Annotated in this window: 13 protein-coding genes and 1 rRNA gene; 10 read left to right on the top strand and 4 right to left on the bottom strand. The window is 73.3% G+C overall.

From position 1 onward, the window contains the following. Positions 1 to 178: 178 nt before the first annotated feature. From rrf to ABT354_RS23965, 3 genes are all read left to right on the top strand, one after another. A 5S ribosomal RNA gene (gene rrf / locus ABT354_RS23975) occupies positions 179 to 295 on the top strand. Between the two features lie 251 nt (positions 296 to 546). Continuing rightward, the gene (locus ABT354_RS23970; RefSeq protein WP_351497120.1) at positions 547 to 1,857 is read left to right on the top strand and encodes a hypothetical protein; all 1,311 of its coding nucleotides are present in this window, start codon (positions 547 to 549) and stop codon (positions 1,855 to 1,857) included. Further along, positions 1,857 to 2,801 (top strand): tetratricopeptide repeat protein, encoded by a 945-nt coding sequence (locus tag ABT354_RS23965; protein WP_351497118.1) that lies wholly within the window; start codon positions 1,857 to 1,859, stop codon positions 2,799 to 2,801. Before ABT354_RS23970 ends, ABT354_RS23965 begins: the two co-directional genes overlap by 1 nt. Positions 2,802 to 2,925: 124 nt before the next feature. Here the strand turns inward: ABT354_RS23965 and ABT354_RS23960 are convergent, their stop codons facing one another. Next, the gene (locus ABT354_RS23960; protein WP_351497116.1) at positions 2,926 to 4,206 is read right to left on the bottom strand and encodes a DUF1015 domain-containing protein; all 1,281 of its coding nucleotides are present in this window, start codon (positions 4,204 to 4,206) and stop codon (positions 2,926 to 2,928) included. A gap of 70 nt (positions 4,207 to 4,276) precedes the next feature. Between ABT354_RS23960 and ABT354_RS23955 the strand changes: the two genes are divergently transcribed. Both ABT354_RS23955 and ABT354_RS23950 read left to right on the top strand, forming a co-directional pair. Further along, entirely contained in the window at positions 4,277 to 5,314 is a 1,038-nt protein-coding gene (locus ABT354_RS23955) for an HAD hydrolase-like protein (RefSeq protein ID WP_351497114.1), read from the top strand. A 220-nt stretch (positions 5,315 to 5,534) separates the two neighbouring features. Continuing rightward, entirely contained in the window at positions 5,535 to 6,377 is an 843-nt protein-coding gene (locus ABT354_RS23950; RefSeq protein ID WP_351497112.1) for an ABC transporter ATP-binding protein, read from the top strand. 75 nt (positions 6,378 to 6,452) lie between these two features. On the opposite strand, the gene ABT354_RS23945 is transcribed toward ABT354_RS23950, so the two are convergent. After that, positions 6,453 to 6,800, bottom strand: coding sequence for an SCP2 sterol-binding domain-containing protein (locus tag ABT354_RS23945; protein WP_351497111.1), 348 nt, complete (start codon positions 6,798 to 6,800; stop codon positions 6,453 to 6,455). Positions 6,801 to 6,842: 42 nt separating this feature from the next. Here ABT354_RS23945 and ABT354_RS23940 point away from each other — a divergent pair, with 42 nt between their 5' ends. From ABT354_RS23940 to ABT354_RS23920, 5 genes are all read left to right on the top strand, one after another. Next, on the top strand, positions 6,843 to 7,199 hold the full coding sequence (locus ABT354_RS23940; RefSeq protein ID WP_351497109.1) for a hypothetical protein: 357 nt from the start codon (positions 6,843 to 6,845) through the stop codon (positions 7,197 to 7,199). Positions 7,200 to 7,206: 7 nt separating this feature from the next. Then, positions 7,207 to 8,022 carry a TlyA family RNA methyltransferase gene (locus ABT354_RS23935; RefSeq protein ID WP_351497107.1) on the top strand — a complete coding sequence of 272 codons (816 nt, stop codon included), beginning with the start codon at positions 7,207 to 7,209 and terminating at the stop codon, positions 8,020 to 8,022. Beyond that, the gene (locus ABT354_RS23930) at positions 8,019 to 8,933 is read left to right on the top strand and encodes an NAD kinase (RefSeq protein WP_351497105.1); all 915 of its coding nucleotides are present in this window, start codon (positions 8,019 to 8,021) and stop codon (positions 8,931 to 8,933) included. Before ABT354_RS23935 ends, ABT354_RS23930 begins: the two co-directional genes overlap by 4 nt. 175 nt (positions 8,934 to 9,108) lie before the next feature. Beyond that, positions 9,109 to 10,851, top strand: a complete 1,743-nt coding sequence (gene recN / locus ABT354_RS23925; RefSeq protein WP_351497103.1) for a DNA repair protein RecN — start codon at positions 9,109 to 9,111, stop codon at positions 10,849 to 10,851. A gap of 181 nt (positions 10,852 to 11,032) precedes the next feature. Continuing rightward, positions 11,033 to 12,109 (top strand): glycosyltransferase family 4 protein, encoded by a 1,077-nt coding sequence (locus ABT354_RS23920; protein ID WP_351497101.1) that lies wholly within the window; start codon positions 11,033 to 11,035, stop codon positions 12,107 to 12,109. A gap of 88 nt (positions 12,110 to 12,197) precedes the next feature. Here the strand turns inward: ABT354_RS23920 and ABT354_RS23915 are convergent, their stop codons facing one another. Both ABT354_RS23915 and ABT354_RS23910 read right to left on the bottom strand, forming a co-directional pair. Next, positions 12,198 to 13,826 carry a PucR family transcriptional regulator gene (locus tag ABT354_RS23915; protein WP_351497099.1) on the bottom strand — a complete coding sequence of 543 codons (1,629 nt, stop codon included), beginning with the start codon at positions 13,824 to 13,826 and terminating at the stop codon, positions 12,198 to 12,200. A 286-nt stretch (positions 13,827 to 14,112) separates the two neighbouring features. Beyond that, positions 14,113 to 15,915: a glycoside hydrolase family 15 protein gene (locus ABT354_RS23910; RefSeq protein ID WP_351497144.1), complete on the bottom strand. Its 1,803-nt coding sequence runs from the start codon at positions 15,913 to 15,915 to the stop codon at positions 14,113 to 14,115. Positions 15,916 to 16,022 lie beyond the last annotated feature (107 nt).

Below are 16,022 nucleotides of genomic sequence, written 5' to 3'. Positions count from 1 at the left end.
GTTGATAGGCCAGATATGGAAGCCGGGTGACCGGTGGAGTTGACTGGTACTAATAGGCCGAGGGCTTGTCCTCAGTTGCTCGCGTCCACTGTGTTAGTTCTGAGACAACGACCGTTGTCGGTTTCAGTAGAACCCACTTAATTGAAGAGTGTGCTTGTTCGCTCGAAACCAATAGGGTTTCGGTGGTTATAGCGTTAGGGAAACGCCCGGTTACATTTCGAACCCGGAAGCTAAGCCTTTCAGCGCCGATGGTACTGCAGGGGGGACCCTGTGGGAGAGTAGGACGCCGCCGAACAATTATTCAAGGACCCGTGGTCCAGCGTTCACGCTGGACCACGGGTCCTTTTTGTTTTTCTTTGCCGAAGCGCGTCCGGGGGCCGGCTGCGCGAGAATGATCGCAGTACCTCAAGACAGGAGTCACCACGATGCCCACCAACTCTCCCGACGACCGTTCGGAGCGCGAGCCGCGCCGTAGGGACGGCGGTGACCGGGGCGGATTCCGTGGCCCCCGTCGTGATGACGACCGTGGTGGGTACCGGGGTCCGCGTGACGACCGTGGTGGTCGTCCCACCGGCGGTGGTGGCGGTGGCGGTGGCTACGGTCGCCGTGATGACCGTCCGTCGTTCCGTCGTGACGACGATCGCGGTGGTTTCCGTCGTGACGACCGCCGTGACGACCGTGGCCCGCGCCGCGACGACCGTCAGGGCGGCGACCGTCCCGGTGGTTTCCGTCGCGATGACCGTCAGGGCGGTTTCCGTCGTGACGACCGCCGTGATGACCGTCCGGGTGGGGATCGTCCGCCGTTCCGCCGCGATGACCGTGGCAGTGACCGGGGTGGCGACCGTCCCTCGTTCCGTCGCGATGACGACCGTGGTGGTTTCCGTCGGGATGATCGTCGTGATGACCGTGGTGGTCGTCCCTCGGGTGGTGGCGGTGGCTACGGCCGTCGTGACGACCGTGGTGGGGACCGTCCGGGTGGGGATCGTCCGCCGTTCCGCCGCGACGACCGTGGCAGCGACCGGGGCGGCGACCGTCCCTCGTTCCGTCGCGACGACGATCGCGGTGGTTTCCGCCGTGACGACCGTCGTGACGACCGTGGCCCGCGCCGCGACGACCGTGGTGGCGACCGCCCGTCGTTCCGCCGTGACGACCGTCCGGGTGGGGACCGTCCGCCGTTCCGCCGCGACGACCGCCGTGACGATCGCGGTGGTGACCGTCGTGACGAGCGTCCCTCGTTCCGTCGCGATGACGACCGTGGTGGTTTCCGTCGTGATGATCGTCGTGATGACCGTGGTGGTCGTCCCTCCGGTGGTGGCGGTGGCTACGGCCGTCGTGACGACCGCCGTGATGACCGTCCGGGCGGTGACCGTCCGCCGTTCCGCCGCGACGACCGTGGCAGCGACCGGGGCGGCGACCGTCCCTCGTTCCGCCGTGACGACGACCGTGGCGGTTTCCGCCGTGACGACCGTCGTGACGACCGTGGCCCGCGCCGCGACGACCGTGGTGGCGACCGCCCGTCGTTCCGCCGTGACGACCGTCCGGGTGGGGACCGTCCGCCGTTCCGCCGCGACGACCGCCGGGATGACCGTGGTGGTGACCGTCGTGACGAGCGTCCCTCGTTCCGTCGCGATGACGACCGTGGTGGGTACCGGGGCTCCCGTGACGACCGTGGCCCGCGCCGTGACGACCGGGGCGGGCGCCCCGGTGGCTTCCGGGGCGACGACCGGCGTGACGACCGGGGTGGCTACGGCCGCCGCGACGACCGCGACCGCCCGGATCGTGAGCCCATCAGGCGGCTGCCGATCCCGGAGGACGTCACGGGCGACGAGATCGACCAGGATGTCCGTCAGGAGCTGATGAGCCTGCCGAAGGGTCTCGCCGAGGACGTGGCCCGGAATCTCGTCATGGTCGCCCGGCTGATCGACGAGGAGCCGGAGGAGGCGTACGGCTACTCCCGGGTCGCGCTGCGACTCGCCTCCCGTGTCGCCGCCGTCCGTGAGGCCGCCGGCTTCGCCGCGTACGCGACCCAGCGGTACACCGAGGCGCTGGCGGAGTTCCGCGCGGCGCGGCGGATGACCGGTGGGGTCGAGCTGTGGCCCGTCATGGCCGACTGCGAGCGTGGCCTGGGCCGTCCCGAGCGGGCGCTGGCCATGGCCGGCGAGGCCGAGGTCCAGAAGCTCGACAAGGCGGGCCAGGTGGAGATGCGTCTGGTCGCGGCGGGTGCCCGGCGGGACATGGGGCAGCTCGACGCCGCCATCGTGACCCTCCAGAGCCCGGAGCTGGCCTCCAACTCCGTCCAGCCCTGGACCGCGCGACTGCGGTACGCCTACGCCGACGCGCTGCTTGCCGCCGGCCGTGAGGACAAGGCGCGCGAGTGGTTCGGCAAGGCGCTGGAGGCGGACAAGGACGGTCTGACCGACGCGTCGGACCGGCTGGCGGAGATGGACGGCATCGAGTTCGTCGACGCGTTCGACGAGACGGCCGAGGCTGTCGAGACCGACGAGGTCGTGGAGGTCGTGGACGCCCCTGAGGCGGACGGGATCGACGAGGCCGACGAGGCTGCGGAGACCCAGGACACCGACGATGCCGAGGGCGTCGAGGCGGACCAGGACGACCAGGACGACCTGGCTGTCGAGGGCAACGACATCGCGGCCGAGCCGGTGGCCGAGGCGACCGACGTGGCCGTCGAGGCGGACGGGACCGACGAGGTCGCCGATGCGACCGTGCCGGTGACCGAGGACGGCCAGGACGGCCAGGACGGCCAGGACAGCAAGGATGCCGAGGACGGCAAGGACGCGTAAGCGGTAGCGGCGCGCGTACCACGTACACAGAAAAGGGCGGTCTCCCGAGGAGGCCGCCCTTTTTCATGCCCGGTTTCCCTACCCGGCTTTCATGTCCGGTCCGGTGTCCGGTCCAGTGTCCGGCTCACTCCCGGTCCAGGCTGCGGAGCACCAGCCCCGTCGCCGGCTTGGGGCCGAACGAGGTCGACTTCCGGGGCATCGTGACCCCCTCGCGGGCCAGTTCCCGGACCACGTCCTCCCGTACCGGGTGGAGCAGTACCGCCGTACCGCCGTGGCGTTCCGCCTGTTCCACGGCCGCGTCGGTGTGGTGGATGTACGCGATGTGGTCGGGGGTGTCCGGAAGGCCCCACACATGGTCGATGAGGGTGGCGTGGAGCACGGTCGCGTCCAGGGTGCGCCAGGCCTCCGGCCGGTCGCCGCGCACGGTGCGGGAGAGCAGCCCGGGGTCGGGGTGGTCGACCAGATGGAGGGTGCCGCCCCCGGCGAGGAGGAAGGCGTTGCCCTCGGCGCTCGCCGCCGCCAGCTTGTCGAGGGCCTCGGGGAGCGGGGCGGCGAGCCGCCGTACGCGGAAGGAGTCGCCGAGGGCGGCGAGGGCGTCGGCGACGGGCAGCCGGTGCAGCAGCCGGTGGATGGCGCGGACCCGCAGCGGATACCGGGTGGTGTCCACGAGCAGGACCAGGCCGTAGTTCCAGGGGCCTGGGTCCGGGTGCTCGGCGCGCAGCCGCAGATAGGTGGCCCAGCGGTGGTGGCCGTCGGCGATCAGGGCCTGGTGGCCGGCGAGGTCGCTGTCGACGGCCGCCAGGTCGTCGGTGTCGGTGACGGCCCAGAGGCGGTGGCGGACGCCGTCCTCGGTGGTGGTGGCGAGCAGCGGGGGGCGGGGTACGGTCCGCTCGATGACGGCCGCGGTGCCGCCGCCGCGGCCGTCGCCCCGGTAGGTGAGCAGCAGGGGTTCGAGGTTGGCGGCGGTGGTGCGCATGAGGGCGGCGCGTTCGGCGACGACCTCGGGCATCACGTCCTCGTGGGGGAGGACGACTCCGTCGGTGGGTTCGGAGAGGGCGAGGGCGCCGATGACGCCGCGCTGGACGGTGTCGGCGTGGCGCTGTTCGTAGACGTACAGGGCGGGTCGGGGGTCCTGGGCGAGGATGCCCTGGTCGAGCCAGCGGGCGAGGGCGTCGGCGGCCTTGCGGTGGCCGTCGGCGGGGGCGGCGGCCTGCGGGAGGATCAGCCGGACGATGTTGTGGGGGTGGGCCGATTCGAGCTGGACGAGCCCGTCGGGCCGGACGACGACGTCGTACGGGGGTGAGGTCACGGCGGCGAGCGGGCCGACCCGTTCGGTGACATAGCGCAGTCCACGGAAGGGCAGCAGGCGCAGGCCTTCATTGGCCGCGGGACCTTCGCAGTTCATCCGTGCATCGTATGCGGGGGTGGGGATGGGCGATGATCGGGGGAGTGCAGGCGAGGGAGAGGCGAGACCGATGAATCAGGGGAGCGGGCCCAGGACCCGGCCGGGGACGAGCCGGCGGGTGCTGAGCGAGGCGTACGACACCGCGTTGCTGGATCTGGACGGTGTGGTGTACGCGGGTGGTGAGGCGATCGATCATGCCGTCGAGTCGTTGCTGGCGGCGCGGGCCGGGGGGATGCGGCTGGCGTATGTGACCAACAACGCGCTGCGGCCGCCGGAGGTGGTGGCGGCGCATATCACCGAGCTGGGGGTGCCGGCGGAGGCGGCGGAGGTCATCAACTCGGCGCAGGCGGTGGCCCGGCTGATCGCGGAGCAGGTGCCGGCGGGCTCGCGGGTGCTGGTGATCGGTGGTGAGGGGTTGCGGGTCGCGCTGCGGGAGCGGGGTCTGGTGCCGGTGGATTCGGCGGAGGACTCCCCGGCGGCGGTGGTGCAGGGGTACGGCGGGCCCGAGTTGCCGTGGGGCCGGTTCGCGGAGGCGTGTTATGCCATCGCGCGCGGGGTGCCGTGGTTCGCCTCCAATACGGATCTGACGATTCCGAGTGCTCGGGGGATCGCTCCGGGCAATGGCGCGGCGGTGGAGGTGGTGCGGATCGCGACGGGGGCCGAGCCGCAGGTGGCGGGGAAGCCGTTGCCGCCGATGCACCGGGAGACGATTCTGCGGACGGGTGCGCGGACTCCGCTGGTGGTGGGGGACCGGCTGGACACCGATATCGAGGGTGCCTTCAACGGCGGGGTGGATTCGTTGCTGGTGCTGACGGGGGTGACGGACGGGGCGCGGCTGCTGGCGGCGGCGCCCGAGCACCGGCCGACCTATGTGGACGCGGATCTGCGGGGTCTGTTGCGCGGGCAGCCGGAAGTGGCGGCCGGTGGCGATGGGTTCGTGTGCGGGGGGTGGACCGCGTCGGTGGTGGACGGGTCGGCGTTCTCGCTGGAGGGTGCGGGGGAGCCGATGGACGGGCTGCGGGCGCTGTGTGCGGCGGCGTGGTCGTACGCGGGGGACGGGGTCTGCGGTCTGGACGCGGGGAAGGAGCTGTCCCGGCTGGGGCTGTGAGGCGCGGGCCGGCGTGGTCCGTGGGACCGGCAGGGCCGGTGGGACCGGCGGGGGACCGGCGGAGGGCGGGCAAAGGATAGGCTGACCTAACCTCGTGCCGGTCGACCGTGCACCCGTCCGTGCGCAGGTGTCCGAACCCGCGTGCCCGTGCCCCGGAAACGCGGCCCACGATGGCACGCGACCCACGACGCGTGGCCCACGATCCAGGAGCACCACCACGATGCAGCGTCTTACCGCGGAATCGATCACCCTCGCCTACGATCAGCGGATCATCGCCGAGAAGCTGTCGGTGGAGATACCGGACAACTCCTTCACGGTGATCGTGGGCCCCAACGCCTGTGGCAAGTCGACGCTGTTGCGGGCGCTGTCGCGGATGCTGAAGCCCAGCGAGGGCCGGGTGCTGCTGGACGGGCAGACCATTCACTCGATGCCCGCGAAGAAGGTGGCGCGGACGCTGGGGCTGCTGCCGCAGTCCTCGATCGCGCCCGACGGGATCACCGTGGCGGATCTGGTGGCCCGGGGGCGCTTTCCGCATCAGGGGCTGCTGCGGCAGTGGTCCCCGGAGGACGAGCGGATCGTCCGGGAGTCCATGGAGGCGACCGGGGTGAGCGCGCTGGCGGAGCGCTATGTGGACGAGCTGTCCGGCGGGCAGCGGCAGCGGGTGTGGATCGCGATGGCGCTGGCCCAGCAGACGCCGCTGCTGCTGCTGGACGAGCCGACGACCTTCCTCGACATCCAGCACCAGCTCGAAGTGCTGGATCTCTGCGCGGAGCTGCACGAGACCCAGGGGCGGACGCTGGTGGCGGTCCTGCACGACCTCAATCAGGCGGCCCGTTACGCCACGCATCTGATCGCGCTGCACGACGGCAAGGTGGTCGCCGAGGGCCCGCCGTCGGAGGTGGTGACGGCGGAGCTGGTGGAGCGCGTCTTCGGGGTGCGCAGCCAGGTCATCGCTGATCCGGAGTCGGGTACGCCGCTGGTGGTGCCGGTGGCGCGGCGCAAGCAGGGTGCGGCCCGGCAGGGGAGTGTCCCCGCGCAGGAGGGTGTCGCCGAGTCGCTCTGATCCTGGAGGCTCCCGGGGCCTCCGGAAGCCTCGGGGGCCGGGGCCCCGGTGTCGGGGCCCGGGAGCCCTCCGGCCTCAGAGCAGGGAGCGGAGCCGGACCAGATCGCGGAAGCCGGCCTCCAGGCGCACCCGGCCGGTCGCCCAGGAGCGGGCGAAGTCGATCTCCCCGTCGACCAGGGCGACCAGGTCGTCCCCGGTCATCGCCAGCCGGATCTGTGCCTTCTCCCGGGGCGGGCCGGCCAGGGTGTCCTGCACCGTGATGGTGCCGTCCTTGAGCCGCCCGGTGAAGGTGAGGTCCAGGTCCTTGATGTGGCAGCTGAGTGAACGGTCGAAGGAGACCGTGCCGCGCACATCCCCGTCCGCACGGGTGAGTTTGTCACTGAGTCGCTTGAGCGCTTCGCGGCACTCTTCCTTTGTCGCCATCGTGATCGACGGTACCGCAGTGCTTCGCGGTAGCGTCAGGGCATGGACGATGTGATGCCGGGAGCGGTGCCCGCACCTGTGGCTGAGCCGGACATTCCGGATTCCCCGGTCGCGGTACGGCCGGATCCACCGGTCGCGGTGGGGTCCGGGGAGGCCGCCGCCCCGGAGGAGCCCGCGCCGCTCGGTGTGGTGATCGCCCCCACCGGCGACCCCCGGGTCGACGCCGCGCTGGAGCGGCTGGCCGACGCCGACCACCTCCCGGCGGAGGGACACCCCGAGGTGTACGAGGATGTACACCGGGAGCTGCGCGAGGCGCTCGACGCGCTGGACGCACCCCCCGGATCCGTGCCCGCCCCCCTGGGCCCGGCGCCGTCACCCCCGTACGACCTCAGGAGCTGAACCGCACGTGGCAGGAGCCGCCCGCCGCCGTCTCGACGCCGAACTGGTACGCCGCAGTCTCGCGCGCTCCCGTGAGCACGCGGCGCAGCTGATCGCCGCCGGGCGGGTGAGCGTCGGCGGGGCCGTCGCCGCCAAGTCGGCCACCCAGGTCGGTATGGACGCGGCCATCGTGGTCGCCGACGACGCCGACGACCCCGACTATGTCTCGCGCGGCGGCCACAAGCTCGCGGGCGCGCTGGCCGCCTTCGTCCCGCTCGGGCTGCGGGTGGAGGGCCGGCGGGCGCTGGACGCGGGCGCCTCGACCGGTGGTTTCACCGATGTGCTGCTGCGCGCGGGCGCCGCCCAGGTGGTCGCGGTCGATGTCGGCTACGGGCTGCTCGCCTGGTCGCTCCGGAGCGATGACCGGGTCACCGTCAAGGACCGGACCAATGTCCGGGAGCTGACCCTGGAGGCGATCGACGGCGAGCCGGTCGATCTGGTGGTGGGTGATCTCTCCTTCATTCCGCTGGGTCTGGTGCTGCCCGCGCTGGTCCGCTGCGCCGCGCCCGGCGCCGATCTGGTGCTGATGGTGAAGCCGCAGTTCGAGGTGGGCAAGGACCGGCTGGGCAGCGGCGGTGTGGTGCGCAGCCCCGAACTGCGCAAGGAGGCGGTGCGTACGGTGGCCGCGCGCGCGGCGGAGCTGGGCCTCGGTGTGGTGGGAGTCACCGCCAGCCCGCTCCCCGGACCGTCCGGAAACGTCGAATACTTTCTCTGGCTCAGGGCCGGGGCACCCGAACTCGACCCGGCGGATGTCGATCGAGCAGTGGCGGAGGGACCTCGTTGACCACATCAGGAAATGCGGCGGAGCGCAGGGTCTTCCTCCTCGCGCACACCGGCCGTCCGGCGGCGATCCGCAGCGCCGAACTGGTTGTCCAGGGGCTGTTGCGGTGCGGCCTCAAGGTGCGGGTGCTGCGGTCGGAGGCGGCGGATCTGCCGCTTCCGCCGTCGGTGGAGACCGTGCCGGAGGCCACGCCCGATGTTCTGGAGGGCTGTGAGCTCCTGATCGTCCTCGGGGGTGACGGCACCCTGTTGCGCGGGGCGGCCTTCGCCCGTGCCTCGGGGGTGCCGATGCTCGGCGTCAATCTGGGGCGGGTCGGCTTTCTGGCCGAGGCCGAGCGCGATGACCTCGACAAGGTGGTCGACCGGGTGGTGACCCGGGCGTACGAGGTCGAGGAGCGGATGACCATCGATGTGCTGGTGCGCAGCAATGGCGATGTCGTCCACCGGGACTGGGCGCTGAACGAGGCCGCGGTGCAGAAGGTGTCCCCGGAGCGGATGCTGGAGGCGGTGCTGGAGGTGGACGGGCGGCCGGTGACGGCGTTCGGCTGCGACGGCATCGTCTGTGCCACGCCGACGGGTTCCACGGCGTACGCCTTCTCGGCGGGCGGTCCGGTGGTGTGGCCGGAGGTGGAGGCGTTGCTGATGGTGCCGATCAGCGCGCATGCGCTCTTCGCGAAGCCGCTGGTGACCTCGCCGAACTCGGTGCTGGCGGTGGAGGTGCAGCCGCACACCCCGCACGGGGTCCTCTGGTGCGACGGGCGCCGGACGGTGGAGCTGCCGCCGGGGGCGCGGGTGGAGGTGCGGCGCGGGGCTGTCCCGGTACGGCTGGCCCGGCTGCATCACGCGTCGTTCACCGACCGGCTGGTGGCGAAGTTCGCGCTGCCGGTGTCGGGTTGGCGGGGCGCGCCGCGCTGAGCCCGGCCGGGTGCGGAGGTCCCCGTACCCGGGGGTCGGTACGAGGACAGGGGGCCGGTACGGGGTCGGCGGTTCGGGTGATCTCTGCCCGGCGGCGGCCCCGCCCACCGGCGCCGGGAGCGGAACGCGGGCGTGGCGGACGGGTCCGCGTCGCGCCGTGGCTCGGAAACCTCGTATGGTCGTGTCCGTGTTGGAGGAGATGAGGATACGGTCGCTCGGGGTCATCGATGACGCTGTCGTCGAGCTGTCCCCCGGTTTCACGGCGGTGACCGGTGAGACGGGTGCGGGCAAGACCATGGTCGTCACCAGCCTGGGGCTGCTGCTCGGCGGCCGGGCCGACCCGGCGCTGGTGCGGATCGGCGCCAAGTCGGCGGTGGTGGAGGGACGGGTCTCCGTCCCCCCCGGCGCCCCGGCGGCGCTGCGGGCCGAGGAGGCGGGGGCCGAGTGCGAGGACGGCACCCTGCTGATCAGCAGGACCGTCTCGGCGGAGGGCCGTTCCCGGGCCCATGTCGGCGGTCGCGCGGTCCCGGTCGGTCTGCTCGCGGAACTCGCCGACGAGCTGGTCGCGGTGCACGGCCAGACCGACCAGCAGGGGCTGTTGCGGCCCGCCCGGCAGCGGGCGGCGCTCGACCGGTACGCCGGGGAGGCCGTCGCCGGGCCGCTCACGCGGTACACGGCCGCGTACCGCCGGCTGCGGGCCGTCACCGCCGAGCTGGACACGATCACCACCCGGGCCCGGGAGCGGGCGCAGGAGGCGGATCTGCTCCGCTTCGGGCTGGACGAGATCGCCTCGGTCGCGCCCCGGGCCGGGGAGGATGTGGAGCTGGCCGCCGAGGCGGAGCGGCTCGGCCATGCGGAGGCGCTGTCCTCCGCCGCGTCGCTCGCCCATACCGCGCTGGTGGGCGACCCGGAGGACCCGGAGGGCGTCGACGCGACCACGCTGGTCGCGGGCGCGGGCCGGGCGCTGGAGGCGGTACGGTCCCACGATCCCGTGCTGGCGGCCCTCGCCGACCGGGTGGGGGAGATCTCCATCCTCTTCGGCGATGTGGCGGGCGAACTCGCCGGGTACGCCGATCAACTGGACGCCGACCCCCGGCGGCTGGCGGTCGTGGAGGAGCGCCGTGCCGCGCTCACCGGGCTGATCCGCAAGTACGGGGAGAACATCGACCAGGTGCTCGGCTGGGCGGAGGACGGCGCCGCCCGGCTGACCGAGCTGGACGGCGACGACGACCGTATCGACGGGCTGGCCGGGGAGCGGGACGCGCTGCGCGCGGAGCTTTCGGGGCTGGCGGGGACGCTCACCGACGCCCGTACGGAGGCGGCGGAGCGGTTCGCGGGCGCGGTCACGGCGGAGCTGGCGTCGCTGGCGATGCCGCACGCCCGGGTGTCGTTCGCGCTCCGGTGGACCGAGGATCCCGAGGGGGTCGAGGTCGGCGGGCGGACGGTGGCGTACGGGCCGCACGGGGTGGACGAGGTCGAGCTGCTGCTCGCCCCGCATCCGGGGGCACCGGCCCGGCCGATCGCCAAGGGCGCGTCCGGGGGTGAGCTGTCCCGGGTGATGCTGGCGGTGGAGGTGGTCTTCGCCGGGACCGACCCGGTGCCGACGTATCTCTTCGACGAGGTCGACGCGGGGGTCGGCGGCCGGGCGGCGGTGGAGATCGGCCGGCGTCTCGCGAAGCTGGCGCGGACCGCGCAGGTGGTGGTGGTGACGCATCTGCCGCAGGTGGCGGCGTTCGCCGACCGTCAGCTGCTGGTGGAGAAGACGAACGACGGTTCGGTGACCCGGAGCGGGGTGACCGTCCTGGAGGGCGAGGACCGGGTGCGGGAGCTGTCCCGGATGCTCGCCGGGCAGGAGGACTCGCAGACCGCGCGGGCGCATGCGGAGGAGCTGCTCGCGGCGGCGCGCGCGGACGGCTGACCGCCGCGCTGCCCGCCGCGCTGACGGGCCACGGCGGGGGCTCGGGCGGGTGCGCGTGGATCGCCGGCGGGGCCGCCCGGCCGTGCTCGCTCACCCGTGTGGGTGATACGGGTGGTACGGAGTCCCAGGCCGCGCAGGAAGACGGTCCCGGAACGTGCGTACGGACTGGCATCCTTGGCGGGTGACACAGCTGCGTACGGTCCAGGTACTGGGCGGCGGCAGCGCGGGCAGCAGCGCGCATGTCCGGTCACTGGCCGCGGGGCTGGTGGCACGGGGCGTGCGGGTGACTGTGTGCGCCCCGGCCGAACTCGGCCGGGCCCATGACTTCCCGTCCGCCGGAGCCGCCTTCACCCCGGTGCCCCGGCGGGGCGATCCGACGGCGGTGGGGGCGCTGCGCGCGGTCTGCGCGGGTGCGGACCTGGTCCACGCCCATGGGTTGAACGCGGCGGTGCGCAGCGCGCTGGCCCTGAGCGGGCTGCGGATACCGCTGGTCGTCACCTGGCACACCCGGGCGCAGGACGACGGGGCGCGCGGCCGCGTCCTGAGGATGCTGGAGCGCCGGGCGGCGCGGGCCGCGGCGGTGGTGCTGGGCACCTGTTCCGAGCTGGTGGACCGGGCCCGTACCCGGGGTGCGCGCGATGCCCGGCTGGCGCCCCTCGCCGTACCGTCGTCCCCGGGGGAGCCGCCGGTGGCGGGGTCGCGGACCCGGCGGGAGCTGGCGCCGCCGGAGCGGCCGGTGGTGCTGGCGGTGGGGAGTCTGACACCGGACGGCGGGTACGGGACGCTGCTGGACGCGGCGGCCCTCTGGCGGGAGCTGGACCCCGTACCGCTGGTGGTCATCGTGGGCGAGGGACGGGAACGGGCGGCGCTGGAGCGCCGGATCGCGGCGGAGGAGCTGCCGGTGCGGCTGCTGGGGGCGCGTGCGGACATCACCGCGCTGCTGCTGGCGGTGGACCTCGCGGTACTGCCCAGCCGCTGGGAGGCGCGTTCCCCGCTGGCGCAGGAGGCGCTGCGGCTGGGGGTGCCGCTGGTGGCCACGGCCGTCGGCGGCGTTCCGGAACTCGTCGGCGACGCGGCGGAGCTGGTGCCGTACGGGGACGGCGGCGCCCTGGCGGTCGCGGTGGCGGATCTGCTGGGCGACCGCCGGCACCGTGCCGACCTGGTCCGCCGGGGGATCCGCCAGGCGGCGGGGTGGCAGACGGAGGACGAGACCGTCGCCCAGGTCCTGAGTGTGTACGACGAACTGATCTCCCGCTGATCCGTCGGCGCGGAACCGATCTCCGGGTGATCCGTCGGCCCGCGGCCGGGTCCATCGGTGTGCCGGGCCCATCGGTGTGCCGGGTCCGTCAGGGGGTGTGGCGGCGGGCGTGGAGGGCCAGGGTGAGGGCGAGGACGGTCTGGGGGTCGTCCAGGTCCGTGCCGAGGAGTTCGGAGATCCGGGCGAGCCGGTTGTACAGGGTCTGACGGTTCAGATGCAGCTCGCGAGCGGTCTCGGCCTTGCGGCCCGCATGGGTCAGATAGCTCTCCAGCGTCGGCAGCAGCGGTGGCCGCGCGGTGGCGTCGTGGTCCCGCAGGGGGCCGATCGCCCGGTCCACGAAGGCCGCCAGATCGGGGTGGTCGCGCAGCCGCCACAGCAGGAGTTCGGTGTCCAGGCGGCGGGCGTCGTACCAGGGACGCTCCGGCAGGCCCTGGGCGGCGGTGGCCGCCTCCGCCGCGTGCCGCAGCCCGGCGGATGCGGCCGTCCAGCCGCCCGCCATGCCGACGACCACGACCGGGGGATGGGTGCCGGGCCGTTCCAGACCGGCGCGGGCGACCCCCGCCCGCAGCGCCCCGGCGACCCGGTCGGCGACGGCGGTCCGTTCGCTCTCCGTCCGCAGTCCCACGAGGAGCGGGACCCGGCCCTCCACGGGGCGTACGCCCAGCAGCGCGGGGACCCCGACGGCGGCCAGCTCATCGGTCATGGCGCGGGCCAGCGATGCCCAGTCGCCGCCCGGCGCGGAGGGGGCGAGCCGCATCACGACCGGGAGCAGCGGTCCTTCGCCGGGCCGGAAGCCGAGGACCCGGGCCTGGGCGGGGGCGGCGTCGGCGGCGATCCGCCCCTCCGCGAGATCGGTGAGGAAGTCCCCCCGGCCGCGGGCGGCCAGCTCCTCCTCCTGGCGGGCCTGCATGAGGACCACGGCGAGGAGTCCGGCGGCGCGCTCGGCGGCCATGCGGTGCACGGTCAGCAGGGGGGTGCCGACGGCGGGCAGCACCAGCCGGGCGCGGACGGCGGCGGCGCCCTGTCCGCCGCCGGGGATGTCCACCAGTACGGTCCCGGCGGGCGGGGACTCGCGGGCGGCGGGCCGGCCGCGCAGCCCCTCCCAGATCTGGAGCGGGTCGGCCCCGGCGGTGGCGGTGCCCACCGCGTACAGGAGCTGTCCCCCGGGGGTCTCCAGGAAGGCGGGGGCGCCGGTGAAGTCGGCGAGGATCCGCAGCACCTGGGGGACTCCGCCGCCGTCGAGCAGGACCTCGGTGCAGCGCCGGTGGACTTCCTCGGCGCGGCGCAGCAGGGCGTAGTGGCCGTTGACGATCTCGGTGTGGATCTCCTCGGTGACGGAGACGAAGGGGACCTCGCGGTGGAGCTGCACCAGGGGGAGGCCGGTGGCGCGGGCGGTGTCCACGAGGGCGGGCGGCAGCCGGGCGAAGCGGGGGCCCAGCTCCACGACGAGCGCGGCGATGCCGCGGTCCGCGAGGCGGCGGACGAAGGCGCGCTGTTCGGCGGGGCGGGTGCCGAGGCCGATGCCGGTGGTGAGGAGGAGTTCGCCGCCCTTGAGGAGGGAGGCGATGTTGGGGACCTCGCCCGCGTGGACCCAGCGCACGGTGCGGTGGAGGCGTTCGCCGCCGGCGAGGACCTCGGGGAGTCCGGCGCGCAGGCCGGGGAGTTCGAGGGCCCGGCGTACGGTGATGCCGCCCTGGGGTTCTGCTGGGGTCTCCACTGAACTGCCGCCTTGTGCTCCGCCCGGTCCCGCCACGGTTCGGACGCTACAGCGTTCCCCGGGGCGGGTCGTGCGGTGGGCGGTGCGCGCCGGGCCTGCGACGGCGGGCCGGTGGGTGGTGCGCCGGCCTGCGGTGGCGGGCGGTGGGCGGTGCGCCGGGCCTGCGGTGGCGGGCCCGGGGCGGTTTCCGGCGGGCTCCGGCCGGTGGTCCGGGGCCGGAGCGGACGGCGGGGGTACGGGAGCGGGTGTGGCCCGCCCCGTACCGGAGGGTCGACCGGGTGGGGTCTCAGCCTCCGTAGGCGCCCGAGGCGGTCAGCCGCAGGGCGGTGTCGATCAGCGGGACATGGCTGAACGCCTGGGGGAAGTTCCCCACCTGGCGCTGGAGTTTGGGATCCCATTCCTCGGCGAGCAGGCCGAGGTCGTTGCGGAGCGCGAGCAGCCGTTCGAAGAGCTTGCGGGCCTCGTCGACGCGGCCGATCATCGCGAGGTCGTCGGCCATCCAGAAGGAGCAGGCGAGGAAGGCGCCCTCGTCGCCCGCGAGCCCGTCGACCCCGGCGTCCTCACCGGCGGTCGGGTACCGCAGGATGAAGCCGTCCTCGGTGGACAGCTCCCGCTGGATCGCCTCGATGGTGCCGATGACCCGCTTGTCGTCCGGCGGCAGAAAGCCCATCTGCGGAATGAGCAGCAGGGAGGCGTCCAGCTCCCGGGAGCCGTAGGACTGGGTGAAGGTGTTGCGTTCCTTGTCGTAGCCCTTCTCGCAGACATCGCGGTGGATGTCGTCGCGCATCTCCCGCCAGCGCTCCAGCGGGCCGTCGGCGTCGCCGGACTCGATGAGCTTGATGGTGCGGTCGACGGCGACCCAGGCCATCACCTTGGAATGGACGAAGTGCCGGCGGGGGCCGCGGACCTCCCAGATGCCCTCGTCGGGTTCCATCCAGTGCCGCTCCAGGTACTGGATCAGCCTGAGCTGGAGCAGTGACGCGTAGTCGCTGCGGGCGAGGCCGGTCATATGGGCCAGGTGCAGGGCCTCGGTGACCTCGCCGTAGACATCGAGCTGGAGCTGGTGGGCGGCGCCGTTGCCGACGCGGACCGGGCGGGAGTTCTCGTATCCGGGGAGCCAGTCCAGTTCGTTCTCGCCGAGTTCCCGCTCACCGGCGATGCCGTACATGATCTGGAGGTTCTCCGGGTCGCCCGCGACCGCCCGCAGCAGCCATTCGCGCCAGGCGCGGGCCTCGTCGCGGTAGCCGGTGCGCAGCAGCGAGGAGAGGGTGATGGCGGCGTCGCGCAGCCAGGTGTAGCGGTAGTCCCAGTTCCGTACGCCGCCGATCTCCTCCGGGAGGGAGGTGGTGGGGGCGGCGACGATGCCTCCGGTGGGGGCGTAGGTGAGGGCCTTGAGGGTGATCAGGGAGCGGATCACGGCCTCGCGATAGGGCCCGTGGTACGTACATTGGTCGACCCAGTCGCGCCAGAACTCCTCGGTCGCCGTCAGTGCCGCCTCGGGCTCGGGGAGCGCGGGGGGCCGGTGGTGCGAGGGCTGCCAGCTCAGGGTGAAGGCGACCCGGTCCCCCGGGCCGACGGTGATGTCGGAGTAGGTGGTCAGTTCCTCACCATGGGTCTCGGCTTCGGTGTCCAGCCAGACCGAGTCGGGTCCGGCGACGGCGACGGTGCGCCCGTCGACCTTGTGGACCCAGGGCACGATCCGCCCGTAGCTGAAGCGCATCCGCAGGGCGGAGCGCACGGGCACCCGCCCGCTGACGCCTTCCACGATCCTGACCAGCTGCGGTGCTCCGTCGCGCGGCGGCATGAAGTCGGTCACCCGGACCGTGCCGCGCGGTGTGTCCCACTCCGACTCCAGGATCAGGGTGTCGCCGCGGTAGCGCCGGCGGTCGGCCGGCGGCGGCTCGGTTCCCTCGGGGTGGGCGGGGCCCACCCGCCAGAATCCGTGCTCGTCGGTGCCGAGGATCCCGGCAAAGACGGCCTGCGAGTCGAAGCGGGGCAGGCACAGCCAGTCGGCGGTGCCGTCACGGCAGACCAGCGCCGCCGTCTGCATGTCTCCGATGAGTGCGTAATCCTCGATGCGCCCGGCCACGTGCATCTCCAGTCGAACAGCCACGTCCGCCCCTCGGGGCGCTTACTGCGAAGGGTCGCCGACGAGCCTTGGGTCACGGTTTCATGTCGGGGATATCGCTTTTGGCC

The sequence above is a fragment of the Streptomyces sp. NPDC000594 genome, assembly GCF_040299965.1.
Lineage (GTDB): Bacteria > Actinomycetota > Actinomycetes > Streptomycetales > Streptomycetaceae > Streptomyces.
This window is presented reverse-complemented; position numbering and strand designations above follow the sequence as displayed.

Bases quoted from the DNA above. Each gene is read 5' to 3' on its own strand.
- ABT354_RS23960 (WP_351497116.1), bottom strand. From the start codon at position 4,206: ATGAACTGCGAAGGTCCCGCGGCCAATGAAGGCCTGCGCCTGCTGCCC.
- ABT354_RS23955 (WP_351497114.1), top strand. From the start codon at position 4,277: ATGAATCAGGGGAGCGGGCCCAGGACCCGGCCGGGGACGAGCCGGCGG.
- ABT354_RS23940 (WP_351497109.1), top strand. From the start codon at position 6,843: ATGGACGATGTGATGCCGGGAGCGGTGCCCGCACCTGTGGCTGAGCCG.
- recN (WP_351497103.1), top strand. From the start codon at position 9,109: ATGGTCGTGTCCGTGTTGGAGGAGATGAGGATACGGTCGCTCGGGGTC.
- ABT354_RS23965 (WP_351497118.1), top strand. From the start codon at position 1,857: ATGAGCCTGCCGAAGGGTCTCGCCGAGGACGTGGCCCGGAATCTCGTC.
- ABT354_RS23950 (WP_351497112.1), top strand. From the start codon at position 5,535: ATGCAGCGTCTTACCGCGGAATCGATCACCCTCGCCTACGATCAGCGG.
- ABT354_RS23945 (WP_351497111.1), bottom strand. From the start codon at position 6,800: ATGGCGACAAAGGAAGAGTGCCGCGAAGCGCTCAAGCGACTCAGTGAC.